The 18,319-nt window shown below is 53.0% G+C and carries 14 protein-coding genes; 7 read left to right on the top strand and 7 right to left on the bottom strand.

The annotated features are described in order from the left end of the window. Nucleotides 1-375 precede the first annotated feature (375 nt). Nucleotides 376-1,347, bottom strand: coding sequence for a GlxA family transcriptional regulator (locus RIC05_RS13870; protein ID WP_350048062.1), 972 nt, complete (start codon nt 1,345-1,347; stop codon nt 376-378). A 98-nt stretch (nt 1,348-1,445) separates the two neighbouring features. On the opposite strand from RIC05_RS13870, the gene bcoG reads away from it, so the two are divergent. From bcoG to RIC05_RS13855, 3 genes are all read left to right on the top strand, one after another. Continuing rightward, a complete protein-coding gene (gene bcoG, locus RIC05_RS13865) occupies nt 1,446-2,357 on the top strand; it encodes a 3-dehydrocarnitine:acetyl-CoA trimethylamine transferase BcoG (protein WP_350048064.1) in 912 nt (303 codons plus the stop codon). Nucleotides 2,358-2,362: 5 nt separating this feature from the next. Next, entirely contained in the window at nt 2,363-3,808 is a 1,446-nt protein-coding gene (locus tag RIC05_RS13860) for a carnitine 3-dehydrogenase (RefSeq protein ID WP_350048066.1), read from the top strand. 114 nt (nt 3,809-3,922) lie between these two features. After that, nucleotides 3,923-4,867: an alpha/beta hydrolase gene (locus tag RIC05_RS13855; protein WP_350041205.1), complete on the top strand. Its 945-nt coding sequence runs from the start codon at nt 3,923-3,925 to the stop codon at nt 4,865-4,867. A gap of 90 nt (nt 4,868-4,957) precedes the next feature. On the opposite strand, the gene RIC05_RS13850 is transcribed toward RIC05_RS13855, so the two are convergent. The 5 genes from RIC05_RS13850 to RIC05_RS13830 all read right to left on the bottom strand — a co-directional run bounded on the left by RIC05_RS13850 (nt 4,958) and on the right by RIC05_RS13830 (nt 12,312). Continuing rightward, nucleotides 4,958-6,964, bottom strand: coding sequence for a CocE/NonD family hydrolase (locus tag RIC05_RS13850; RefSeq protein WP_350048068.1), 2,007 nt, complete (start codon nt 6,962-6,964; stop codon nt 4,958-4,960). Between the two features lie 102 nt (nt 6,965-7,066). Beyond that, nucleotides 7,067-8,698, bottom strand: coding sequence for an ABC transporter ATP-binding protein (locus RIC05_RS13845; RefSeq protein ID WP_350048070.1), 1,632 nt, complete (start codon nt 8,696-8,698; stop codon nt 7,067-7,069). Continuing rightward, nucleotides 8,691-9,518: an ABC transporter permease gene (locus RIC05_RS13840; RefSeq protein WP_350041208.1), complete on the bottom strand. Its 828-nt coding sequence runs from the start codon at nt 9,516-9,518 to the stop codon at nt 8,691-8,693. Before RIC05_RS13840 ends, RIC05_RS13845 begins: the two co-directional genes overlap by 8 nt. After that, nucleotides 9,515-10,522, bottom strand: a complete 1,008-nt coding sequence (locus RIC05_RS13835; protein WP_350048072.1) for an ABC transporter permease — start codon at nt 10,520-10,522, stop codon at nt 9,515-9,517. Before RIC05_RS13835 ends, RIC05_RS13840 begins: the two co-directional genes overlap by 4 nt. A 200-nt stretch (nt 10,523-10,722) precedes the next feature. Further along, nucleotides 10,723-12,312, bottom strand: a complete 1,590-nt coding sequence (locus RIC05_RS13830; protein ID WP_350048074.1) for an ABC transporter substrate-binding protein — start codon at nt 12,310-12,312, stop codon at nt 10,723-10,725. Between the two features lie 864 nt (nt 12,313-13,176). Between RIC05_RS13830 and RIC05_RS13825 the strand changes: the two genes are divergently transcribed. Both RIC05_RS13825 and RIC05_RS13820 read left to right on the top strand, forming a co-directional pair. Then, entirely contained in the window at nt 13,177-13,479 is a 303-nt protein-coding gene (locus tag RIC05_RS13825) for a universal stress protein (protein ID WP_350048076.1), read from the top strand. 110 nt (nt 13,480-13,589) lie between these two features. Then, nucleotides 13,590-15,260 carry a BCCT family transporter gene (locus tag RIC05_RS13820; RefSeq protein WP_350048078.1) on the top strand — a complete coding sequence of 557 codons (1,671 nt, stop codon included), beginning with the start codon at nt 13,590-13,592 and terminating at the stop codon, nt 15,258-15,260. A gap of 97 nt (nt 15,261-15,357) precedes the next feature. On the opposite strand, the gene RIC05_RS13815 is transcribed toward RIC05_RS13820, so the two are convergent. After that, on the bottom strand, nt 15,358-15,813 hold the full coding sequence (locus RIC05_RS13815; RefSeq protein ID WP_350048080.1) for an META domain-containing protein: 456 nt from the start codon (nt 15,811-15,813) through the stop codon (nt 15,358-15,360). A gap of 226 nt (nt 15,814-16,039) precedes the next feature. Here RIC05_RS13815 and RIC05_RS13810 point away from each other — a divergent pair, with 226 nt between their 5' ends. Both RIC05_RS13810 and phnC read left to right on the top strand, forming a co-directional pair. Further along, nucleotides 16,040-17,119, top strand: coding sequence for an Ldh family oxidoreductase (locus RIC05_RS13810; RefSeq protein WP_350048082.1), 1,080 nt, complete (start codon nt 16,040-16,042; stop codon nt 17,117-17,119). A gap of 301 nt (nt 17,120-17,420) precedes the next feature. Beyond that, nucleotides 17,421-18,266, top strand: a complete 846-nt coding sequence (gene phnC, locus RIC05_RS13805) for a phosphonate ABC transporter ATP-binding protein (protein ID WP_350041215.1) — start codon at nt 17,421-17,423, stop codon at nt 18,264-18,266. Nucleotides 18,267-18,319: the final 53 nt, after the last annotated feature.

Below are 18,319 nucleotides of genomic sequence, written 5' to 3'. Positions count from 1 at the left end.
TCGCAAACAGGCCAAGCCTGTTTGCAAGGTTCTTTGCGTAGGCCAAAGGCCGGAGCTGGCGGAGCCCGAAGGGCGGAGACTAATCCTACCCCCGCAACCAAAACAACAAACCCCGCCAGTGGCGGGGTTTTGTCGTTTTAGTCTTGGTGTAGCATTCGAACCTACGATCTTCCTGCGTTCTGAGCCTGTGCTCATAACTTGAAGGCTGAGGCTGTGAAGAAATCGCTCCAGTGGAGCGATTTTAAGCTGAAGGTCGAGCACGGCGGAGCCGCGCGCAGACTGCGTCGGGCCAAAGACTCCAAACGATCCGTCGTAAGCTCGCCCCAGTGGCGGGCTTTTTTTAAATGTCTGGAAGGTGGAGTCGATACCTAGGTTTTAAGTACGCATTCTCGATCTTAGAGCACGCAATGTGGTGCCAAAGCTTTGAGAGAAGGCCCGGCTGAGTGTTGAGCTGCTTTTAAAGCCGGTTTGAAGGGCAATACTGGTCAAGGGAAAATCAGTTGATTGTGCAAGATCACGCGCCCGGCCCAGACGCAGCATTTGATAATATTTTCCCGGCGCCATGTGCAGATTTTCGTGAAAAATGCGATCCAGACTGCGCAACGAGCAGCCAACATTGGTGGCAATCGCATCAAGCGAAACCGGTGTTTCGATGTTTGCAAGCATTTCACTGACAGCACGCCGCAAAAAGGCAGCCCCGGGGCCACGCAAACGATCCGCGCCGCGTGTTTTCTCATACTGGTTTTCGGCGTCATAGACGAACAGATTACTGACATCAAAGGCAACAGCCGGTCCGAATTGCCCGGACAGAATGTGAAGCATCAACTCCATCACGGTGGATGCACCGCCCGATGTGATGAATTTGCCATCTTGCACAAACCGGTCCTGCCGGACGATGATATCGGGAAACTGTTCGGCGAACTGATCAAGTTCTTGCCAGTGAATGGTGGCGGACTTTTCATCTAGCATATTGCAAGCCGCAAGGATCCAGGCGGCTGTATCAAGACCGATTATGTGACCTGCATGTTGCGCAACATTAATCAGGCGCGCACGCGTTTGGGCATTGAGGTTATCGCGCATCCCATAACCCGAAATCACCACCAGATAGTCGATCTTTTCGTCCGGTTTACGTGATGATAGTCCAGCTTGCGGTGTGATGACCAAGCCACTTGAACTTTGTACCGGTGCGCCGTCGATTGAGCAGATGGTCCAGCTGATATTCGGTCCGTTTGGCAGGCGGCTGGCCGCGCGCAATGGTTCCAGCGCGCTTGCCAACACCATGTTGGAAAACCCGTCAAACAGGACAAAAACAAAGCGTTGAGGTCTGGTTGAATCAATATCTGGCATAAAATGCAAAATAAGTGACGGATCATGCAAAATCAAACTCTGTGTTCAACGGTAAGCTATTTGCAGATTTTTTGATTCTACAACCCAAAGAGATCGCCATGCCCCTTACCATGAACCGCGACGTTTTCATCACTGCTGCCGTTACCGGATCGGGTGCGACACAGGACAAATCACCGCATGTTCCCCGTTCGCCCGAGGAAATTGCAAACAGTGCGATTGATGCGGCCAAGGCCGGAGCGGCCATTGTGCATTGTCATGTTCGTGATCCGGAAACCGGCGCGCCATCGCGCGATCTTGGGTATTACCGGGAACTGACAGAACGGGTGCGTGCCGCAGATGTTGATGTTGTCTTGAACCTGACCGCGGGTATGGGCGGTGACATCGTGTTCGGGTCAACCGAAGCACCGTTTCCGGTCAATGAAGGCGCAACCGACATGATCGGGGCGTCTGAGCGCATGGCCCATATTGCCGATTGTTTGCCAGAAATTTGCACGCTTGATTGCGGGACGATGAACTTTGCCGAGGCAGATTATGTCATGACCAACACGCCGGGCATGTTGCGTGCCATGGGCCAGATGATGACCGATCTTGGTGTGAAGCCAGAGATCGAAGCATTTGATACCGGACATCTTTGGTTTGCCAAACAACTGGTTTCCGAGGGCATTCTGACAAGCCCGGCATTGGTGCAGCTTTGCATGGGAATTCCATGGGGGGCGCCAAATGACCTCAACACGTTTATGGCGATGGTCAATAACGTCCCGTCTGATTGGAACTGGTCGGCGTTTTCCATCGGGCGTGATCAGATGCCCTTTGTTGCAGCGTCGGTTTTGGCGGGCGGGAATGTGCGTGTTGGATTGGAAGACAATATCTATCTGTCCAAGGGTGTTCTTGCGACCAATGCGCAGCTGGTTGAACGTGCTGTCGGGATTATCGAAGGTATGGGCGCAACCGTGATTGGCCCGGATGCGGTGCGCAAGAAGCTTGGCCTGACCAAGCGGGAGCCAAGATAATGTCCATGACAGCAAACAAAAAGGCCGCAATCATTGGCGGCGGGGTTATTGGTGGTGGTTGGGCAGCACGGTTTTTGCTGAACGGCTGGGATGTTGCTGTTTTCGATCCTGACCCGCACGCTGAACGCAAAATTGGCGAGGTGCTTGAAAATGCCCGCCGCAGCCTTCCTGCACTTTATGATAGGGCTTTGCCGATCGAAGGTGAACTGACGTTCCATGATGATATGGCCAAGGCCGTGCATGGGGCCGCGTGGATTCAGGAAAGTGTTCCTGAACAGCTTGCGCTTAAGCATAAGATCCTTGCGCAAATTCAGACCCATGCCCCCAGTGACTGCATGATCGGGTCATCGACGTCCGGGTTTAGGCCAAGCGAGCTTCAACAAGGATCAATCTATCCGGGGCAGATCGTTGTCGCCCATCCGTTTAACCCGGTTTATTTGCTGCCACTAATCGAAGTCGTGCCGTCTGCGGCAACGGATGCCAAAGTGCTTGAAGCAGGATGCGATTTGTTACGTTCCGTCGGGTTAAAGCCGCTTGTCGTGCGCAAAGAAATCGATGCGCATATCGCAGACCGGTTGCTTGAGGCGGTTTGGCGTGAAGGGCTTTGGTTGGTGCATGACGGTGTTGCCACCACCGAAGAAATTGATGATGCCATCCGGTTTGGATTTGGTTTGCGTTGGGCGCAGATGGGATTGTTTGAGACATATCGCATTGCCGGCGGCGAAGCGGGAATGGAACATTTCATTGGTCAGTTCGGTCCGGCTTTGAAATGGCCCTGGACCAAGTTGATGGATGTGCCCGAACTCACCCCCGAATTGACCGCGCGTATTGCGCAGCAATCTGATGATCAATCGGGTCATATGTCGATACGTGAATTGGAACGCCTGCGCGATGACAATCTGGTCGGCATGATGCGTGCACTGAAAAAATCCGGTAGCGGTGCGGGTGGGACGATCAATGATCATGAGGCATCTTTGCCAAAAGCAGACGCGATTGATGCGTTGCCTGTGACGGTTGATCGGCAAATCCCGCAAAGCTGGACGGATTATAACGGGCATATGAACGAAGCCCATTATGTCGAAATCAGCGCGCAGGCCAGCGATTGTTTCATGGAAATGATTGGCGCAGATGCCGATTACGTTGCTGCGGGCGGGAGCTATTTCACGGTTGAAAACCATGTTTGTTATCTTGATGAAATCAATGCGGGCGACCGGATCACGGTGAGCACGCAATTGATCAAAGGGGCTGGTAAAAAGCTGCATCTGTTCCATCGCTTGATGACAGAACAAGGCAAGGTCGCAGCGACAGTTGAAACCCTGCTTTTGCATGTTGATTTAAAATCCCGTCGCACGTCTGAGCCCGGTGGGCTGGTCGCGACCAATTTGGCTGAAATGAGCCTTCGACACGATGGCTTTGCCAAGCCCGAACAGCTTGGACGCGCTATCGGCTAAGTGGTCGGCGGGAAATATCGTCAATAATAATGCCATGATTACCCCTGTAGTCTTTAACTGCGGGGGTATCCGCGCTACGTTGAGATGATATTCCTTTCCATAAAGGACCCGTTGATGGCCAATTCCGATCAGGTTTCCTCAGACCTTGTGTATGATCCAATGCCCGACGAAGAAGGCATTCGATCCTTCATTGCCAGATGCGACAGTTTTTATCCCCCGGATGCGGTTGCAGCGGGGATAGATCAACAGCGCAAATGGTATGATGCGCTGTGTGCTGAATTTGCCTTTCCCCATCCGGACGGGATGCAGGTCGAAGACGACGTGATTGCCGATGTCCCCGTCCGCCATTATCGCCCGGCGGATGTCAAAACAGCCCACAAGATTGTCTATATGCATGGTGGCGGGTTTGTTGTCGGCTCCCGCGATAGCCATGATGCGATCTGTGCCGAAATCGCCGAGGCCGCCCATGCAGAATTGATAGCCATTGATTATCGTCTGGCCCCTGAGCATGTCTGGCCCGCCCAGCACGAAGATTGCCATCGGGTTGCGCAAAGTTTGCTGTCATCGGGCAAGAAGCTTGTGCTGGTCGGCGATAGTGCAGGGGGCATGTTGGCATCGGGTCTTGCGGTGCGGGCACGCGAAGATGGCTTTGGCGATCGGATATTGGGGCAGGCGCTTATTTATCCGGCCCTTGGCGGTGATTTGAACTGGCCCAGCTATGGTCAGATGGCCAATGCACCGGGGCTTAGCACCGATGACGTGATTTATTATCGCGATGTGCTGAAAGCACCGATGGATGATCCTTTTGCCCATGTGCTGTCCGTTGATGATTTGCGCGGGCTTCCGCCAACCTATATTACGGCGGCGTATTTTGATCCGTTGCGCGATGACGGGCGGGAATTTGCAGCCCAGCTTGCACGGGCGGGTATCTGGGTTCAGTACCGCGAAGAACCGCAAATGATCCATGGGTGGCTTCGTGCGCGCCATATGAGTGACGGTGCCAGAGAAGGCTTTAAACATCTTTGTGATGCGATCACGGCGATGGCAGCACAGGATTAACGTCCTGACCGACCCAAAATGCGGACAAGAAAACACAAGGGCCGGATAACCGGCCCTTGTTTTGTTCTGTTCTGAGGATCGTTTGGCGGATTACATGAAATTGCGGGGAATGGCTTTTTCCCATTTCTTTTCAAAAATCGGATCACTGCCTTCATAGGCAATCACCCATGCCGATACATACCAATTATCGCGATCACAGCTTAGTTCGGCGTGACAGTCGGTTCTGACAGACCAGTCATCACGTTCCAGATCGCATGTCCATGCGGCTGCACCGCGCATCGAATTGGGATCAAGCGGATTGATTTCCCATGTTTCACTGCGGACTTTGCGGGTTGCAAGGCGTGAACCGGGATGTTCGAACAGGCCGGTATCTTCATAGATCCGATAGCGCGTTTCGTTTTGCGTCAGATTGTGCTGAACACTGCGTTCGGTCCGGCTGGGTTTATGTTCGATATAGCGTGGCAGCGGATCAGGGTTATCAGGTTCTTTGACCGTGATCTTTTGGTGGTCGCCAAGCAAGGGCAGATCAAAACGGATTGAGGATGGTGCAATGCTAAGCCCCGCATCAAAGGGTGGTGGCAAGATCATTGGCCAATAGGATGTCGAGAGGGATAAACGAATACGATGTCCGGGCTTAAAACGGTATCCGCAGGCATCAAGGGTCAGCGTGATGGTTGCTTTCTGATCGCGCGGCATCGGTTTGGGATCGGCGTAATTCGCATCCAGATCACGATGGGCAAGGTTTAAGACCCCGAATGACACACGGGTTGCTGTGCCATCGGGATGGACATCAACCAGACGGGCGCACAGGTTTGACCAATCGGCATCACATGCCAGATCAATGTTTAGAACCGGGCGACCCAAAAGATCAATTTCGGCGTCAAGCGGGTTGGTTTCAAAGACCAGTGATCCGGCATCGTCACTGCGCTGGTCAATCGCCATTTCAGCATCGGGTTTCAGGGTGAAATACTCCCCTGAAGATGTCCCGGTATCGAGCGGTGATTTCAGATACATGTCCGCCGCAGGGTTTGTTTCATCCCCGGCATCAAAGGACAGCTTGCCATCTGAAACATAAAGCGTGCTTGTTTCCGGTGCGGTCCAGTTGTCCTTGGCAATCCAGAAGCCCGGATCAAAATCACGGCGGGGGGCAGGTTTAACCCCGTCAAGGATATAGGCGCGCATCTGAGGCAGGTTTTCAACCCCATTGTCCTCACCACGCAGCCATTTGTTCCACCATTTGATGGCCTCGCCCGTGAAGTCTGCGCGCGGCTTGGGCCAGGCGAAGTGCGGGTATTTATGCACCCACGGACCAATCAGCGCCTTGGCACGGTCTGGCATGCCTTCAATCGCCCGCATCGGGGTGTTGCGATAGCCATCCGCCCATCCGGCCAGAACCATGGAGGGGATTTTTACCGCGTCAAAATCTTCGCAGATTGAAGCATGTTTCCAGAATTCATCGCGGGTTTGGTGGGCGAGCCATTCTTCCATAAAGAACGGCTCTTCCTTGAGGCGATGCAACCACATTGCCCGCCAGTCATCACCAACCAGATCCGGGTCAGGTGTGCGCGATTGATAGGCCAGCATCGTGGCCGCCCATGACAATTGCACAGCCAGCTGACAGCCATTTTTATAATGAATGTCATCGTTGTAACGATCGACGGTCGAGGCGATTGAAATCACGGCCTTAAGGGCGGGCGGGTTCAGGGCGGCTACCTGAAGGCAGTTAAACCCACCCCAGGAAATTCCCATCATCCCGACCGATCCGTTGCACCATGACTGATCGGCGATCCATGCGATCAACTCGCACGCATTGGCCAGTTCAAGTTCGCTGTATTCGCCGTCAATCACACCATCGGATTCACCTGATCCACGGATATCAATCCGCACACCGGCAATGCCGGCCTTGGCAAATTCAGGATAGGTTGCTTCGTCGCGCGCACAGGTGCCATCGCCCTTGCGATAGGGCAGGAATTCAAAAACGGCGGGAACCGGGTCGGTTTCTGTGCCGTCTGGCATCCATATGCGGGCCGCAAGGCGGGTGCCATCGGCAAGTGTGATGAAGGTGTTTTCAATAACGTGATAGTCGCGTCCGGACATTGTGGGGCGTCCTTTGGGGCTGATGTTGACTGTATTATGGTGGGTTATCAGAAAAGGCGGCCGGTTTGAGGGGGCCGCCTTTTATCTATGTTGGGGCCGGTTTTAGTGCCCGGCACTTTCCATTTTACGTGTGGCAAGAACCTTTTCCAGCCATCCCAATTCCATTTCCGGCACCGATTTCAACAGAAGGTCGGTGTAATCGTCAAATGGCGGGTTAAGGACTTCGGAGCGTGGCCCGAAATCGACCAGCTTGCCCTGCAGCATGACGGCAACAGAATCGGCAATCGCGCGGACAATTGCAATGTCATGGGTGATGAACAGATAGGACACCTGATAGTTCTTTTGCAGGCGCATCAGCAAATCAAGAATGCCTTCGGCCACCAACGGATCAAGGGCCGAGGTCGGTTCATCGCACAAGATCAATTCCGGCTTGGCCGCCAAGGCACGCGCAATTGCAACGCGCTGTTTTTGACCACCGGAAAGCTCGGCCGGATAACGATCATAGAAAGTCTCGCCCATCTCGATTTCATTGAGAAGTTCGATGACTTTTGCTTTGCGCTGCGCCCCGCGCATTCCGAAATAGAATTGCAACGGACGGCCAATAATCTGCCCCACGGTTTGACGCGGGTTCATGGCGGTATCGGCCATTTGATAGATCAGCTGAATGCGGCGCAAATGATCGCGCGAACGGTGCTTTTGCGCGTTTGATAATTCTTCGTCGCCAAAGGTTACTTTGCCTTCGAATGGCGGCAAAAGACCGGTAATCACGCGGGCCAGTGTTGATTTTCCCGATCCGGATTCCCCGACCACGGCCAAGGTTTGACCACGCGGGACATGCAACGACACATCATGAAGAACCTGAACACCATTGCCATAGGCGGCCGAGATATTTTCGACTTTAAGCAAAGCATCCGTCTGATCGCGGGCTTCGGCCAATTTGGTCTGACGCACATTGACCAACGCCTTGGTGTATTCCTGACGCGGGTTTTCAATGATCTGTTCGACCGGACCATATTCGATGGTATCCCCGTTGCGCAGCACCATGATGTCGTCGGAAATCTGCGCAACAACGGCCAGATCATGGGTGATGTAAAGGGCTGCTGTTCCGGTTTTTTCAATGGCGTTTTTGATCGCGGCCAAAACGTCAATCTGGGTCGTGACATCAAGGGCCGTGGTCGGTTCATCAAAGACGATCAGTTCCGGGTTGGAACAAAGCGCCATTGCCGTCATCGCACGTTGCAACTGCCCACCTGATACCTGATGGGGATAGCGGCTGCCAAAGTTATGGGGATCGGGAAGGCCGAGGATTTCAAACAGGTAATTGGCCCGTTCACGGGCTTCTTCGCGGGTCATAAGACCGTGTTCAAGCGCGCCTTCGATAACCTGATCGCCCAGCTTGTGCGCCGGGTTAAAGGATGCTGCGGCTGATTGTGCAACATAGCAAACGCGGGCACCACGAATGCTGCGGATACCCTTTTTGTTCAGTGTCAGGATATCTTTGCCATCCAGCATCACCTGACCGCCGGTGATGCGAACACCACCCCGGCCATAGGCAAGGGCGGCAAGGCCGATGGTTGATTTGCCCGCACCAGATTCCCCGATCAGGCCAAGGACTTTGCCCCGTTGCAGATCAAAGGAAATGCCATGGACAATCTCGATATCCTGCGGGTCTTCACCCGGTGGAAAGATGGTCGCGCCAATGCGCAGATCGCGTACCGATAAAAGATCAGACATCGCCGCGTCCTCCTTTCAGGCTGGACGTACGTTTAAGCAACCAGTCGACCACCATATTCACACAGACAGCCAAAGCGGCAATTGCACCGCCGGGAATAAGGGCCGCCTGAATACCGAAAATGATGCCGTCCTTGTTGTCTTTGACCATGCCACCCCAATCGGCTGCAGGCGGTTGAATGCCAAGGCCAAGGAAGGAAAGCGTGGAGAGGAACAGGATCGAGAATGCGAAACGCAGCCCGAACTCTGCCAAAAGCGGCGATAGAGTATTGGGCAAAATTTCGCGGAAGATGATCCACATTTTGCCTTCACCGCGCAGTTTGGCGGCTTCGACAAATTCCATCACGGCTACATCAAGTGCAACAGCACGCCCCAGTCGATAGACACGGGTGGAATCCAGAATGGCCATCACGGAAATCAGGATGAACAGGTTTTGCGGCAGAACAGCCAAAACCACGAGGGCAAAGATCAATGTCGGGATCGACATCATCAAGTCGTTTAATCGCGACAGGCCCTGATCAATCGGACCGCCGGAAACGGCTGCCGTGAAGCTTAGGAATATCCCGATCGAGAATGACAGGATGGATGCCGCAAGCGAGACGAACAGGGTTGTCTGTGCACCGTAAATAAGACGCGACAACAAATCGCGACCCAGATTGTCAGTACCCAGAAGATAAAGGTCACTGGCCGGTTCCCAAACACCCGCAACAATTTCGCGTTCCCCGAAGGGCGCGATCAGGGATGCGAACACAGCACAGAAAAATGCAAATGCAATGCCCAGAATTCCGATCCAGGCAGTCAGCGGGATTTCACGTAATCTCATCGCGGGTGCCTCAGTCTCGGATTGGCGACAATGGCGACAAGATCGGCCACCATGTTAAGCAGAATATACACCGCAGCAAAGATCAGGCCGCAGGCCTGAACCACGGGCATGTCACGTACCGTCACGGCATCGACCATATATTGGCCCATGCCGGGATAGACAAAGACAACCTCGACCACGACAACACCGACGACCAGATAGGCCAGATTAAGCGCAACCACATTGACGATCGGGGCGATGGCATTCGGCGCAGCATGTTTGACAATCGCCTTGAACGCGCCAAGGCCTTTAAGTTCGGCCGTTTCCATATAGGCCGATGACATCACGCTTATGATTGCGGCACGGGTCATGCGCATCATATGGGCAAGAACCACCAGAACCAGTGTTGCGGTCGGAAGGGCAATGGCGGCCATGCGTTCGGACCATGTCATGCCGTCATACACAGTCGACGGGAAGGTCGCGACACCCAGCTGCACGGCGAAGAACACAATCAGAATATAGCCGATGAAGAATTCCGGCAGCGAGATTGCCGCAAGCGAGATGATGTTGATGACCCGGTCGGGGATGCGGTTGCGATAGTGAACGGCAACCATGCCAAGGCCAACGGCAAGCGGGACAGAGATTGCTGCGGCAAAGAATGCCAGGAACAACGAATTGCCAAGGCGCTTGGTGATTTGTTCGGTAACCGGCGCGCCACTGGCCCAGCTATTGCCGAAATCACCCTGCACAACACCGCCAAGCCATTCGAAATATCGGGTGGTGATCGGGCGATCAAGGCCAAGGTCGGCCCGGATATTGGCAATTGCCTGCGGTGTGGCAGATTGACCAAGATAGGTTTGGGCAAAGTCGCCCGGCAGGGCTTCTACCCCTGCGAAAATCAGGACTGAAACAGCCCAAAGCAACATCAAACTCAAACCCAGTCGTTCGACGATCAGGACCGTCAATGGATGGGTTTCTTTTAGTCTGTGTCGCACGGCGTGCACGCCGGCCAAAGGGTTGGCCATGAACACTTTCTCCCAAAACAGGCCTGAGCGGGAATTCAAGACGGGTGGGACATCGGAGGTCTGCTCCGAAACCATCTGGAATTGTCGATCAGGCCGTTGCACAAACGAACAAGTGAACAACAAGAACGGGGATCACGGTTAAAACCGTGATCCCGCAATTCTTCAGGTATCGTATCGGGATGTTTGGCATCCCGGCCCGATCAGCTGTTCAGCCACAGACGGGTTGCGACATAACCGTTGGACATGTCGTTACCGATGTCCTGGACAAAGCCCGAGACATTGTTGGTTGTGGCATTTACGAAGTCGTTGAACATCGGAAGAATAAGGCCACCCGTGTCACGCACCATCAGTGCCATGTCACGATACATGTCCTTACGCTTGTTCTGGTCAAGCTCGGCACGGGCTTCGAGAAGGATCTTGTCAAAGCCGGTGTTGAAGAAGCGGGTATCGTTCCAGTCTGCAGATGACAGATACGCGGTGGAATACATCTGATCCTGGGTTGGACGACCACCCCAGTAAGACGTGGAGAACGGCTGGGCATTCCAGACGTTCGACCAGTAGCCATCGCCCGGTTCACGTTTGATTTCGATATCGATACCGGCTTTTTTCGCGGTTTCCTGATACAGGACTGCGGCGTCAACCGCCCCCGGGAAGGCAACATCGGATGTGCGCAGCAGAACCGATCCATCATGGCCGGACTTCTTGAAATGGAAGGCCGCTTTGTCCGGATCGTAGGCACGCTGTTCGATGTCTTGCGGGAACAGGGCATAGGTTTCGTTGATCGGGAAGTCATTCCCGACCTTGCCGTAACCACCAAGGATCTTTTCAACCATGGTTTCACGGTCCATCGCATATTTCAGCGCCAGACGCAGGTCGTTATTATCAAACGGTGCGGTGTTGCAATGCATGATGAAGACATAGTGGCCACGGCCTGATGTGGTCTGAATCTCGACATTCGGCGCGCGTTTCAGCAGGCCGACGGTCTTTGGATCAACACGGTTGATGAAATGCACCTGACCCGATGACAGGGCTGCCATACGGGCGGTGGCATCGTTCATGACGATCATTTCAACCGAGTCAACAAAGCCACGGTCGCTGCGCCAGTCGTTTTCGTTCTTTACGAAGGTCGCGCGAACACCGGCTTCGAAGTTATCAACCTTGAACGGACCGGTACCGATACCAGCATTCGGGTTGTCAAAGCCACCACCGGGCTGGATCACAAGGTGATAATCGCTCAGCAGAAGCGGAAGATCGGCATTGCCTTCCGACAGGGTCAGGACAAGATCACCGCCCTTGTTTTCAATGCCTTTGATCGAACCCATTACACCAAGCGCACCAGATTCGGATTTTTCGTCGGTGTGACGGTTCAGGGTTTTGACAACATCATCAATGGTCAGTTCAGCGCCATTGTGGAATTCAACACCCTTCCGAATTTTGAAGGTCCAGACAGAGGCATCTGCATTCGGCTCCCAGGATTCTGCAAGGGCCGGAACAGCCAGACCGGTGGTCGGATGTGACTCAACCAGGGTGTCGCCCCAGTTGCGGTTCATGGCGAAGGTGAATTGCGATGCCGATTTGGCAGGATCAATAACGTCGGTCGAAGCCCCCCCCTGAAGACCAAGCTTCAGATGGCCGCCGCGCTTTGGCTCCTGTGCCATGGCGGATGTGCCATAAAGGGTGGTGGCGGCTGCAAGGGTCAAGCCCGCTGCCATGGAACGGCCGATAAATTCACGGCGGTTCATTTCATGTTCGCTGACACGTGACGCAAAATGTTTGATAGGGTCAGTCATCCCTGTTCCTTCTCTGATACATCTTAACTTGTTGAATTATGTAATGGTGTGGCTAGTCCGGCCTATTGATTGATATTGGTTGTTCTAGGTCCGGTCTTGGTACCGTTTCGGCACATGGGGCATGGTGCAGTTTCAAGTCCTGCTTTTTGTGTCATGCCACTGCGATTGTGCAGTTGATGAGCCCCCCTTTGGCCACAAAATTGATCCCCTGTGGGTACGTGCATTGCCATGGATGCAATTCCGAAACGGAAAAGCACCCAACAGGTCTACGTCGCAAAGACCAATGAATGTCTCAGCGCTGCAGCACTTGTTGTGTGGGACAGACAGTGCACAAATCCGCAACATCGTGACACGGGTACCTTGTATGCATCAACCCGTTGGCAAGAACCGTCAGGTGATTTTCACACCTGAAAATTGATATTCAGCCAGCCAATATCTCTGAAAAATAGTATAGAAAATCGATGGATTTCTGCGTCCAAGGCCTTGGTATCTAAGGGATTGCCATCATGTGGGTATAAGTTGGTATATGAGGAAAATATCAGGTCGAAAAAAAATTGAAATTTTCACGTTCGAACGGAAAAAAGATCGCAAATAGCTGACAAAAGTCAGGAGGAGGGATCAAAAAATATTCGAAATTGCGATTCGGACCTGTTTGCAGAGTTCAAATGACATTCAGTCAGACCTTGTAAAGAACTGTCATCAGACATCCGGTGTCTAGTTTTTATGGGCTCTTTTGTAAAAGTGAAATTCAGACTTTTAAACGGTGATTTTGCTTTAAGTGGCCGTCAGTGTTACGCTTTTACACCTGTCCTGTTGATCGCAAGAAATCTGATTGCAGGGGTGGTGCACATAACGGAGGAATGAATGTATCAAAAGATGCTCGTGCCTGTCGATTTGGCCCACATTGATATTCAAACGGTGATCGATTTAGCTTTGCGAAACAGGGCGGACATAAACGCGCTTTCGGTCGTGGTACATTCACCCAAAGAACTTGGGGAGAAATCGGCGAAGTTTGTGACAACACGTGCGCATGTTTCAGCCGAGCCGGCCATTGACCGTCTTCTTAAGGTGCCGGTGGCAAAGGCCGGTCAACTCAATACCGATCTGAACGTAATGGCGGGCCATGTTCCCGGCGTTACCGGTCAAACTTTTACCTCGCATGGCTGATATGTTGCTTCTCACTCGGATCATTCAGTGTTCCCAGTGCGTTAAGCAGGTGCCTTATCGAAATTTCGGCTAGGGGTAGCCGTAAATCATATAACCTTTGGGAGTTTGAAATGGGGTCAGAAACTGATACCGGGATTGAAAGCCCGGATGGTGCTGCCAACCCGATTGATACAGAATATGAAATCGGGCAAGACAATTTCAAAACAGAAATCGGGCCGTTTGGTCTTGATGTTCACAACCCGGTCTTTTTGATTTCGGGATTGTCGATCGTTGCCTTTGTTTTCTTAACGCTCGCTTTTCAGGAAAGTGTCGGTCCGATGTTCAACGACCTTCGGGGTTGGCTGACATCAAGTCTGGACTGGTTCTTCCTGTCTGCAGCAAATGTGTTCGTTTTATTGTGTCTGTTCCTGATTGTATCCCCCCTTGGGCGGGTGCGTCTTGGCGGGGTGGATGCAAAACCTGATTATTCCTATTCCGGCTGGTTTGCGATGCTGTTTGCGGCCGGTATGGGCATTGGCTTGATGTTCTATGGTGTGTCCGAGCCAATTTCGCATTTCTCATCCTCTATTGGTGGAAGGGCACTTGGCGAAAACGGTATGCGGACAGACTGGGCGCCGTTAGGTGGCGCTGCTGGTGATGCGGATGCCGCATTTGATCTTGGCATGGCCGCAACCATCTTCCACTGGGGACTTCATCCATGGGCGATCTATGCCACGGTGGCGCTGGCCTTGGCCCTGTTTTCCTTTAACAAGGGCCTGCCGCTGACCATGCGGTCGGTATTTTATCCGATCTTTGGCGAGCGTGTCTGGGGCTGGACCGGTCACGTTATTGATATTCTGGCGGTGTTTGCGACCTTGTTTGGTTTGGCAACGTCACTTGGGTTTGGTGCAGAACAGGCCAATGCCGGTCTTGATTTCCTGTTTGGTATTCCGGTGACGGATGGCTCCAAAGTCGTCCTGATTATCGCGATTACCGGTGTTGCCTTGATTTCGGTTCTGGCCGGTCTTGATGCCGGGGTTAAACGCCTGTCGGAAATCAACATGGTGCTTGCAGCCGTTCTGTTGCTGTTTGTTATTCTGGTCGGACCGACCATGGATATCATCAAGGGCTTCTTCACATCGCTTGTGGCCTATGTTGAATATCTGCCAGCACTTTCAAACCCGGTTGGTCGCGAAGATGCCAACTTCAGTCAGGGTTGGACATCGTTCTATTGGGCCTGGTGGATTTCCTGGTCACCGTTTGTCGGCATGTTCATTGCGCGTGTATCGCGTGGTCGTACAGTCCGTGAATTCATCACCTGCGTTTTGATCATTCCGTCGCTGGTATGCGTGTTGTGGATGACGGCATTTGGTGGCACGGCTGTTCACATGGTGACCGAAGGTGTCACGGCAATTGCCGAGGCGGGGCTTCCTATCAAACTGTTCACCATGCTTGAACAATTGCCCCTGCATGAGATCACATCGTTCATTGGCATCGTTTTGGTGATTGTCTTCTTTGTGACGTCATCGGATTCCGGGTCACTTGTGATTGATACCATTACCGCGGGCGGTAAGGTCGATGCGCCGGTTCCTCAGCGTATCTTCTGGTGCACATTCGAAGGCCTGGTTGCAATTGCATTGCTTTTGGGCGGTGGTCTTGGGGCATTGCAGGCAATGGCGGTGTCAACCGGCTTCCCGTTTGCAATCATTTTGCTGCTGGCCTGTTATTCGATCATTCAGGGCCTGCGCAGCGAGCCAAAGGCCGTTGGTGCAGGTGCGGAAATATCCGACAGCAAAGACTAGATTTACGTGTTGTGCAGATGCATAACAGATCAAAGAAGGGCGCCATATGGCGCCCTTCTTTATGTTCAGTCACAGCGTGATTTCGGTGGCCAGAAACTTAAGGTGCGCTTGGAGCAAATTTCATCACAGCTTTGCCGTTGCTATCGCTAAGCACCAGCATACCGTCTGAAATCTGCCAGTTGGCAACTTGTCCGGTCGCATTGTTAAAGGCATTCTCGACATCCATGCCGGTGTTGATGCAGGCCATTCTGGTTGCACCAAGTGGCGAGAATGTCAGGTTCTCTGCGTTTTGGGTATAAGTGCCAAAATAGCTGTTACAGCCGTTTGACCCGCTGACCTTCCCGTCATCGGCAAAATTGGCACTGGCAACCACAGGTGCCGTCGGGCTGAGCATTTTATCCCCATCCACCACCATCGTGAGTTGCCAGTCCTTGCCGGTGACAGATGACCAGTCACTTGCCATATCGGTTTGGCCGGTGGTGTTGCACGCCGCCAGCAACAGGGCGGTTGAAAGTGCGACGGACGAAAGCATCATCGGTTGAACGCTGAACATATTTGAATTCCTGTGTTTGATCGCAGTCCCATACGATCATTGAAATCAATCTTGTGTGCTTCACATTAAGCCAAGCAGCCTTTTGACAGCACGTTTAAGTAAGGTTCGGGCAGGGTGATGCATGTTTAGGGCGAGATTTTAGCACAGTGTCATATATTTTTAAGGGGCGGTTATGTGGTGTGAAACCGAAGGCGCAGATGAAAACATCTTTGCCTGATGGCCGGTCATGGGACTATGTTTGCAACAGGCCCTGATCCACCTGCCATCCTTTGCCAAAATCCCGCATTATCCAAACCAAGGTCCCGTCACGATGAAGATTTCCCTGTCTGATGCCCACGCGCTTGTCAGCAAAACCTTGATGCGCTGCAATGTAAGTCAGGATAACGCGGCCTCGGTTGCAACCGCGCTGGTTGCGGCTGAGGCATCCGGGCAGGGCGGGCATGGTTTCAGGCGCGTTCCGGCATATTCCGCGCAAGCCCGGGCTGGTAAAGTTGACGGGGTTGCCGTGCCGCAGGCGGAAAAGCCCGCACCGGGTGTTTTGCGGATTGATGCGCAGCATGGGTTTGCCTATCCGGCACTTGATCTGATGATGGATCACTTACCCGATATGGCCCGCAAGCAGGGGATTGCGATTGCCTCTATATATAAGTCGCATCATGCGGGGGTGATGGGCCTGACGGTGGAGCGTCTTGCGCAACAGGGTCTGGCCGCGATGATGTTTGCCAATGCGCCGGCCGCGATGGCGGCATGGGGCGGGCGGCGACCAATGTTTGGCACCAATCCGATTGCCTTTGGTGTGCCGGTCGGTACTGCCGGTGATCCGATCATTATTGATTTGGCGCTGTCAAAAGTGGCGCGGGGCAAGATCATGGCAGCCAAGCAAAAGGGCGTGGCCATTCCTGATGACTGGGCGTTCGACCCGGATGGCAATCCAACAACGGACCCGGTCAAGGCATTGGACGGCACAATGGTTCCTGCGGGCGGGGTAAAGGGTGCTGCGCTTGCCATGATGGTTGAACTTCTTGCTGCCGGACTGACGGGTGCACAGTTTGGTCATCAGTCATCGTCATTGTTCGATGATAAAGGCAAGCCACCGGCATTGGGGCAAATGATCATTGCAATTGATCCCGCTGCATCGGGCGGGCCGGGGGTGAGTGAACATCTTGCTGAAATTGCCAACGAACTTGCTGCGGAAGAGGGCGTTCGTCTTCCGGGGCGTCGGGGGAAGTTGGCACGTCTTGCGGCGGAAGCGGATGGAATAGAAGTCGAAGACGATGTGATCGCAGCAATCGAAGAAATTAAGTAATATCTCATTTTCAAGGTAAAAAGTTTGCAATGTGCACTCGAAATCGGGTGTGCAATTTGCTTCTGCGTTTAAATTGTGAATGTTTTGACATAGTATTTTTGAGATTACCGTGTTTTGTTACAATTGTTATTTGAATAATGCATTTAAATATTTATAGAAATACTTGATGTATAGACAAGTTTAATTGTTGTCCGGCAAATTGATCCCCCTTAATCATCGAACTGTAACATCAATGTCATCGTAGAGTCGCCGTTCATGCGTAGTTTCATCTTCCAGCGAAACACATGCAGGCGATTCTTTGATGCTGGTTGTAGATATCTCTGGACTGAACAAAAGCTTTACCCGTGACAAGCGTGCGCTGAATGGCGTCAAGCTGCAGGTGCGGGAAGGCGAAATGGTGGCGCTGATTGGTGCATCGGGTTCAGGAAAATCCACGCTTATCCGTCACATTGCAGGTTTGCTGCGTGGCGATCGTGATGGCGGCAAAATTGTCGTGTTTGGCGAAACCATTCAGGAAAACGGCAAAATTTCCCGCGGGGCACGCAAAGTCCGGGCGGAAATTGGCGTTGTTTTCCAACAATTCAACCTTGTAAGCCGTTTGACGGTTATGACCAATGTGCTGATGGGCCTGTTGGGCCGTGTGCCGTCATGGCGCGGGTCACTTTGCCTGTTTACCAAGGCGGAAAAAATGCGCGCGATGAACGCACTTCATCGTGTGGGCATTGATGGCCATGCCAGCAAAAAGGCCCGTAATCTCTCCGGTGGTCAGCAACAGCGTGCGGCGATTGCGCGGACCATCACACAGGGTGCGCGTCTGATCCTTGCGGATGAGCCGATTGCGTCGCTTGACCCGGCATCCTCGCGCAAGGTGATGAACACACTTGATCGCGTAAACCGCGAAGACAACGTGACCGTTATCGTTTCTCTTCATCAGGTTGATTACGCCAAGGATTACTGCAAACGCACCATCGCCATGCGCGATGGTGAAGTCGTATTTGACGGGCCTTCAACCCAGTTGACGCCGGAATTCCTGCACGAACTTTACGGCGAATATTCTTCCGAGCTTTTTGCGGATGGTTCTGATGACACCGACATGCCGGTGAAGGAAGCCGTCGCAGAAAAGGCACTGGCTAAAGCAATGAGCTAGCCGGGCCAGTTTTCATGACTGCCTTACCTCTTTGAAATCATGTCTAACCAAAT

The organism is Thalassospira sp., assembly GCF_040218635.1.
Lineage (GTDB): Bacteria > Pseudomonadota > Alphaproteobacteria > Rhodospirillales > Thalassospiraceae > Thalassospira.
The sequence above is the reverse complement of the archived record's forward strand: the minus strand, read 5'-3'. Positions and strand labels throughout refer to the sequence as shown.

What these genes read in the sequence shown, in the direction of transcription:
- RIC05_RS13870 (WP_350048062.1), bottom strand. Translation starts at nt 1,347, where the DNA reads ATGCCAGATATTGATTCAACCAGACCTCAACGCTTTGTTTTTGTCCTG.
- bcoG (WP_350048064.1), top strand. Translation starts at nt 1,446, where the DNA reads ATGCCCCTTACCATGAACCGCGACGTTTTCATCACTGCTGCCGTTACC.
- RIC05_RS13860 (WP_350048066.1), top strand. Translation starts at nt 2,363, where the DNA reads ATGACAGCAAACAAAAAGGCCGCAATCATTGGCGGCGGGGTTATTGGT.
- RIC05_RS13855 (WP_350041205.1), top strand. Translation starts at nt 3,923, where the DNA reads ATGGCCAATTCCGATCAGGTTTCCTCAGACCTTGTGTATGATCCAATG.
- RIC05_RS13850 (WP_350048068.1), bottom strand. Translation starts at nt 6,964, where the DNA reads ATGTCCGGACGCGACTATCACGTTATTGAAAACACCTTCATCACACTT.
- RIC05_RS13845 (WP_350048070.1), bottom strand. Translation starts at nt 8,698, where the DNA reads ATGTCTGATCTTTTATCGGTACGCGATCTGCGCATTGGCGCGACCATC.
- RIC05_RS13840 (WP_350041208.1), bottom strand. Translation starts at nt 9,518, where the DNA reads ATGAGATTACGTGAAATCCCGCTGACTGCCTGGATCGGAATTCTGGGC.
- RIC05_RS13835 (WP_350048072.1), bottom strand. Translation starts at nt 10,522, where the DNA reads ATGGCCAACCCTTTGGCCGGCGTGCACGCCGTGCGACACAGACTAAAA.
- RIC05_RS13830 (WP_350048074.1), bottom strand. Translation starts at nt 12,312, where the DNA reads ATGACTGACCCTATCAAACATTTTGCGTCACGTGTCAGCGAACATGAA.
- RIC05_RS13825 (WP_350048076.1), top strand. Translation starts at nt 13,177, where the DNA reads ATGTATCAAAAGATGCTCGTGCCTGTCGATTTGGCCCACATTGATATT.
- RIC05_RS13820 (WP_350048078.1), top strand. Translation starts at nt 13,590, where the DNA reads ATGGGGTCAGAAACTGATACCGGGATTGAAAGCCCGGATGGTGCTGCC.
- RIC05_RS13815 (WP_350048080.1), bottom strand. Translation starts at nt 15,813, where the DNA reads ATGTTCAGCGTTCAACCGATGATGCTTTCGTCCGTCGCACTTTCAACC.
- RIC05_RS13810 (WP_350048082.1), top strand. Translation starts at nt 16,040, where the DNA reads ATGGGACTATGTTTGCAACAGGCCCTGATCCACCTGCCATCCTTTGCC.
- phnC (WP_350041215.1), top strand. Translation starts at nt 17,421, where the DNA reads ATGCTGGTTGTAGATATCTCTGGACTGAACAAAAGCTTTACCCGTGAC.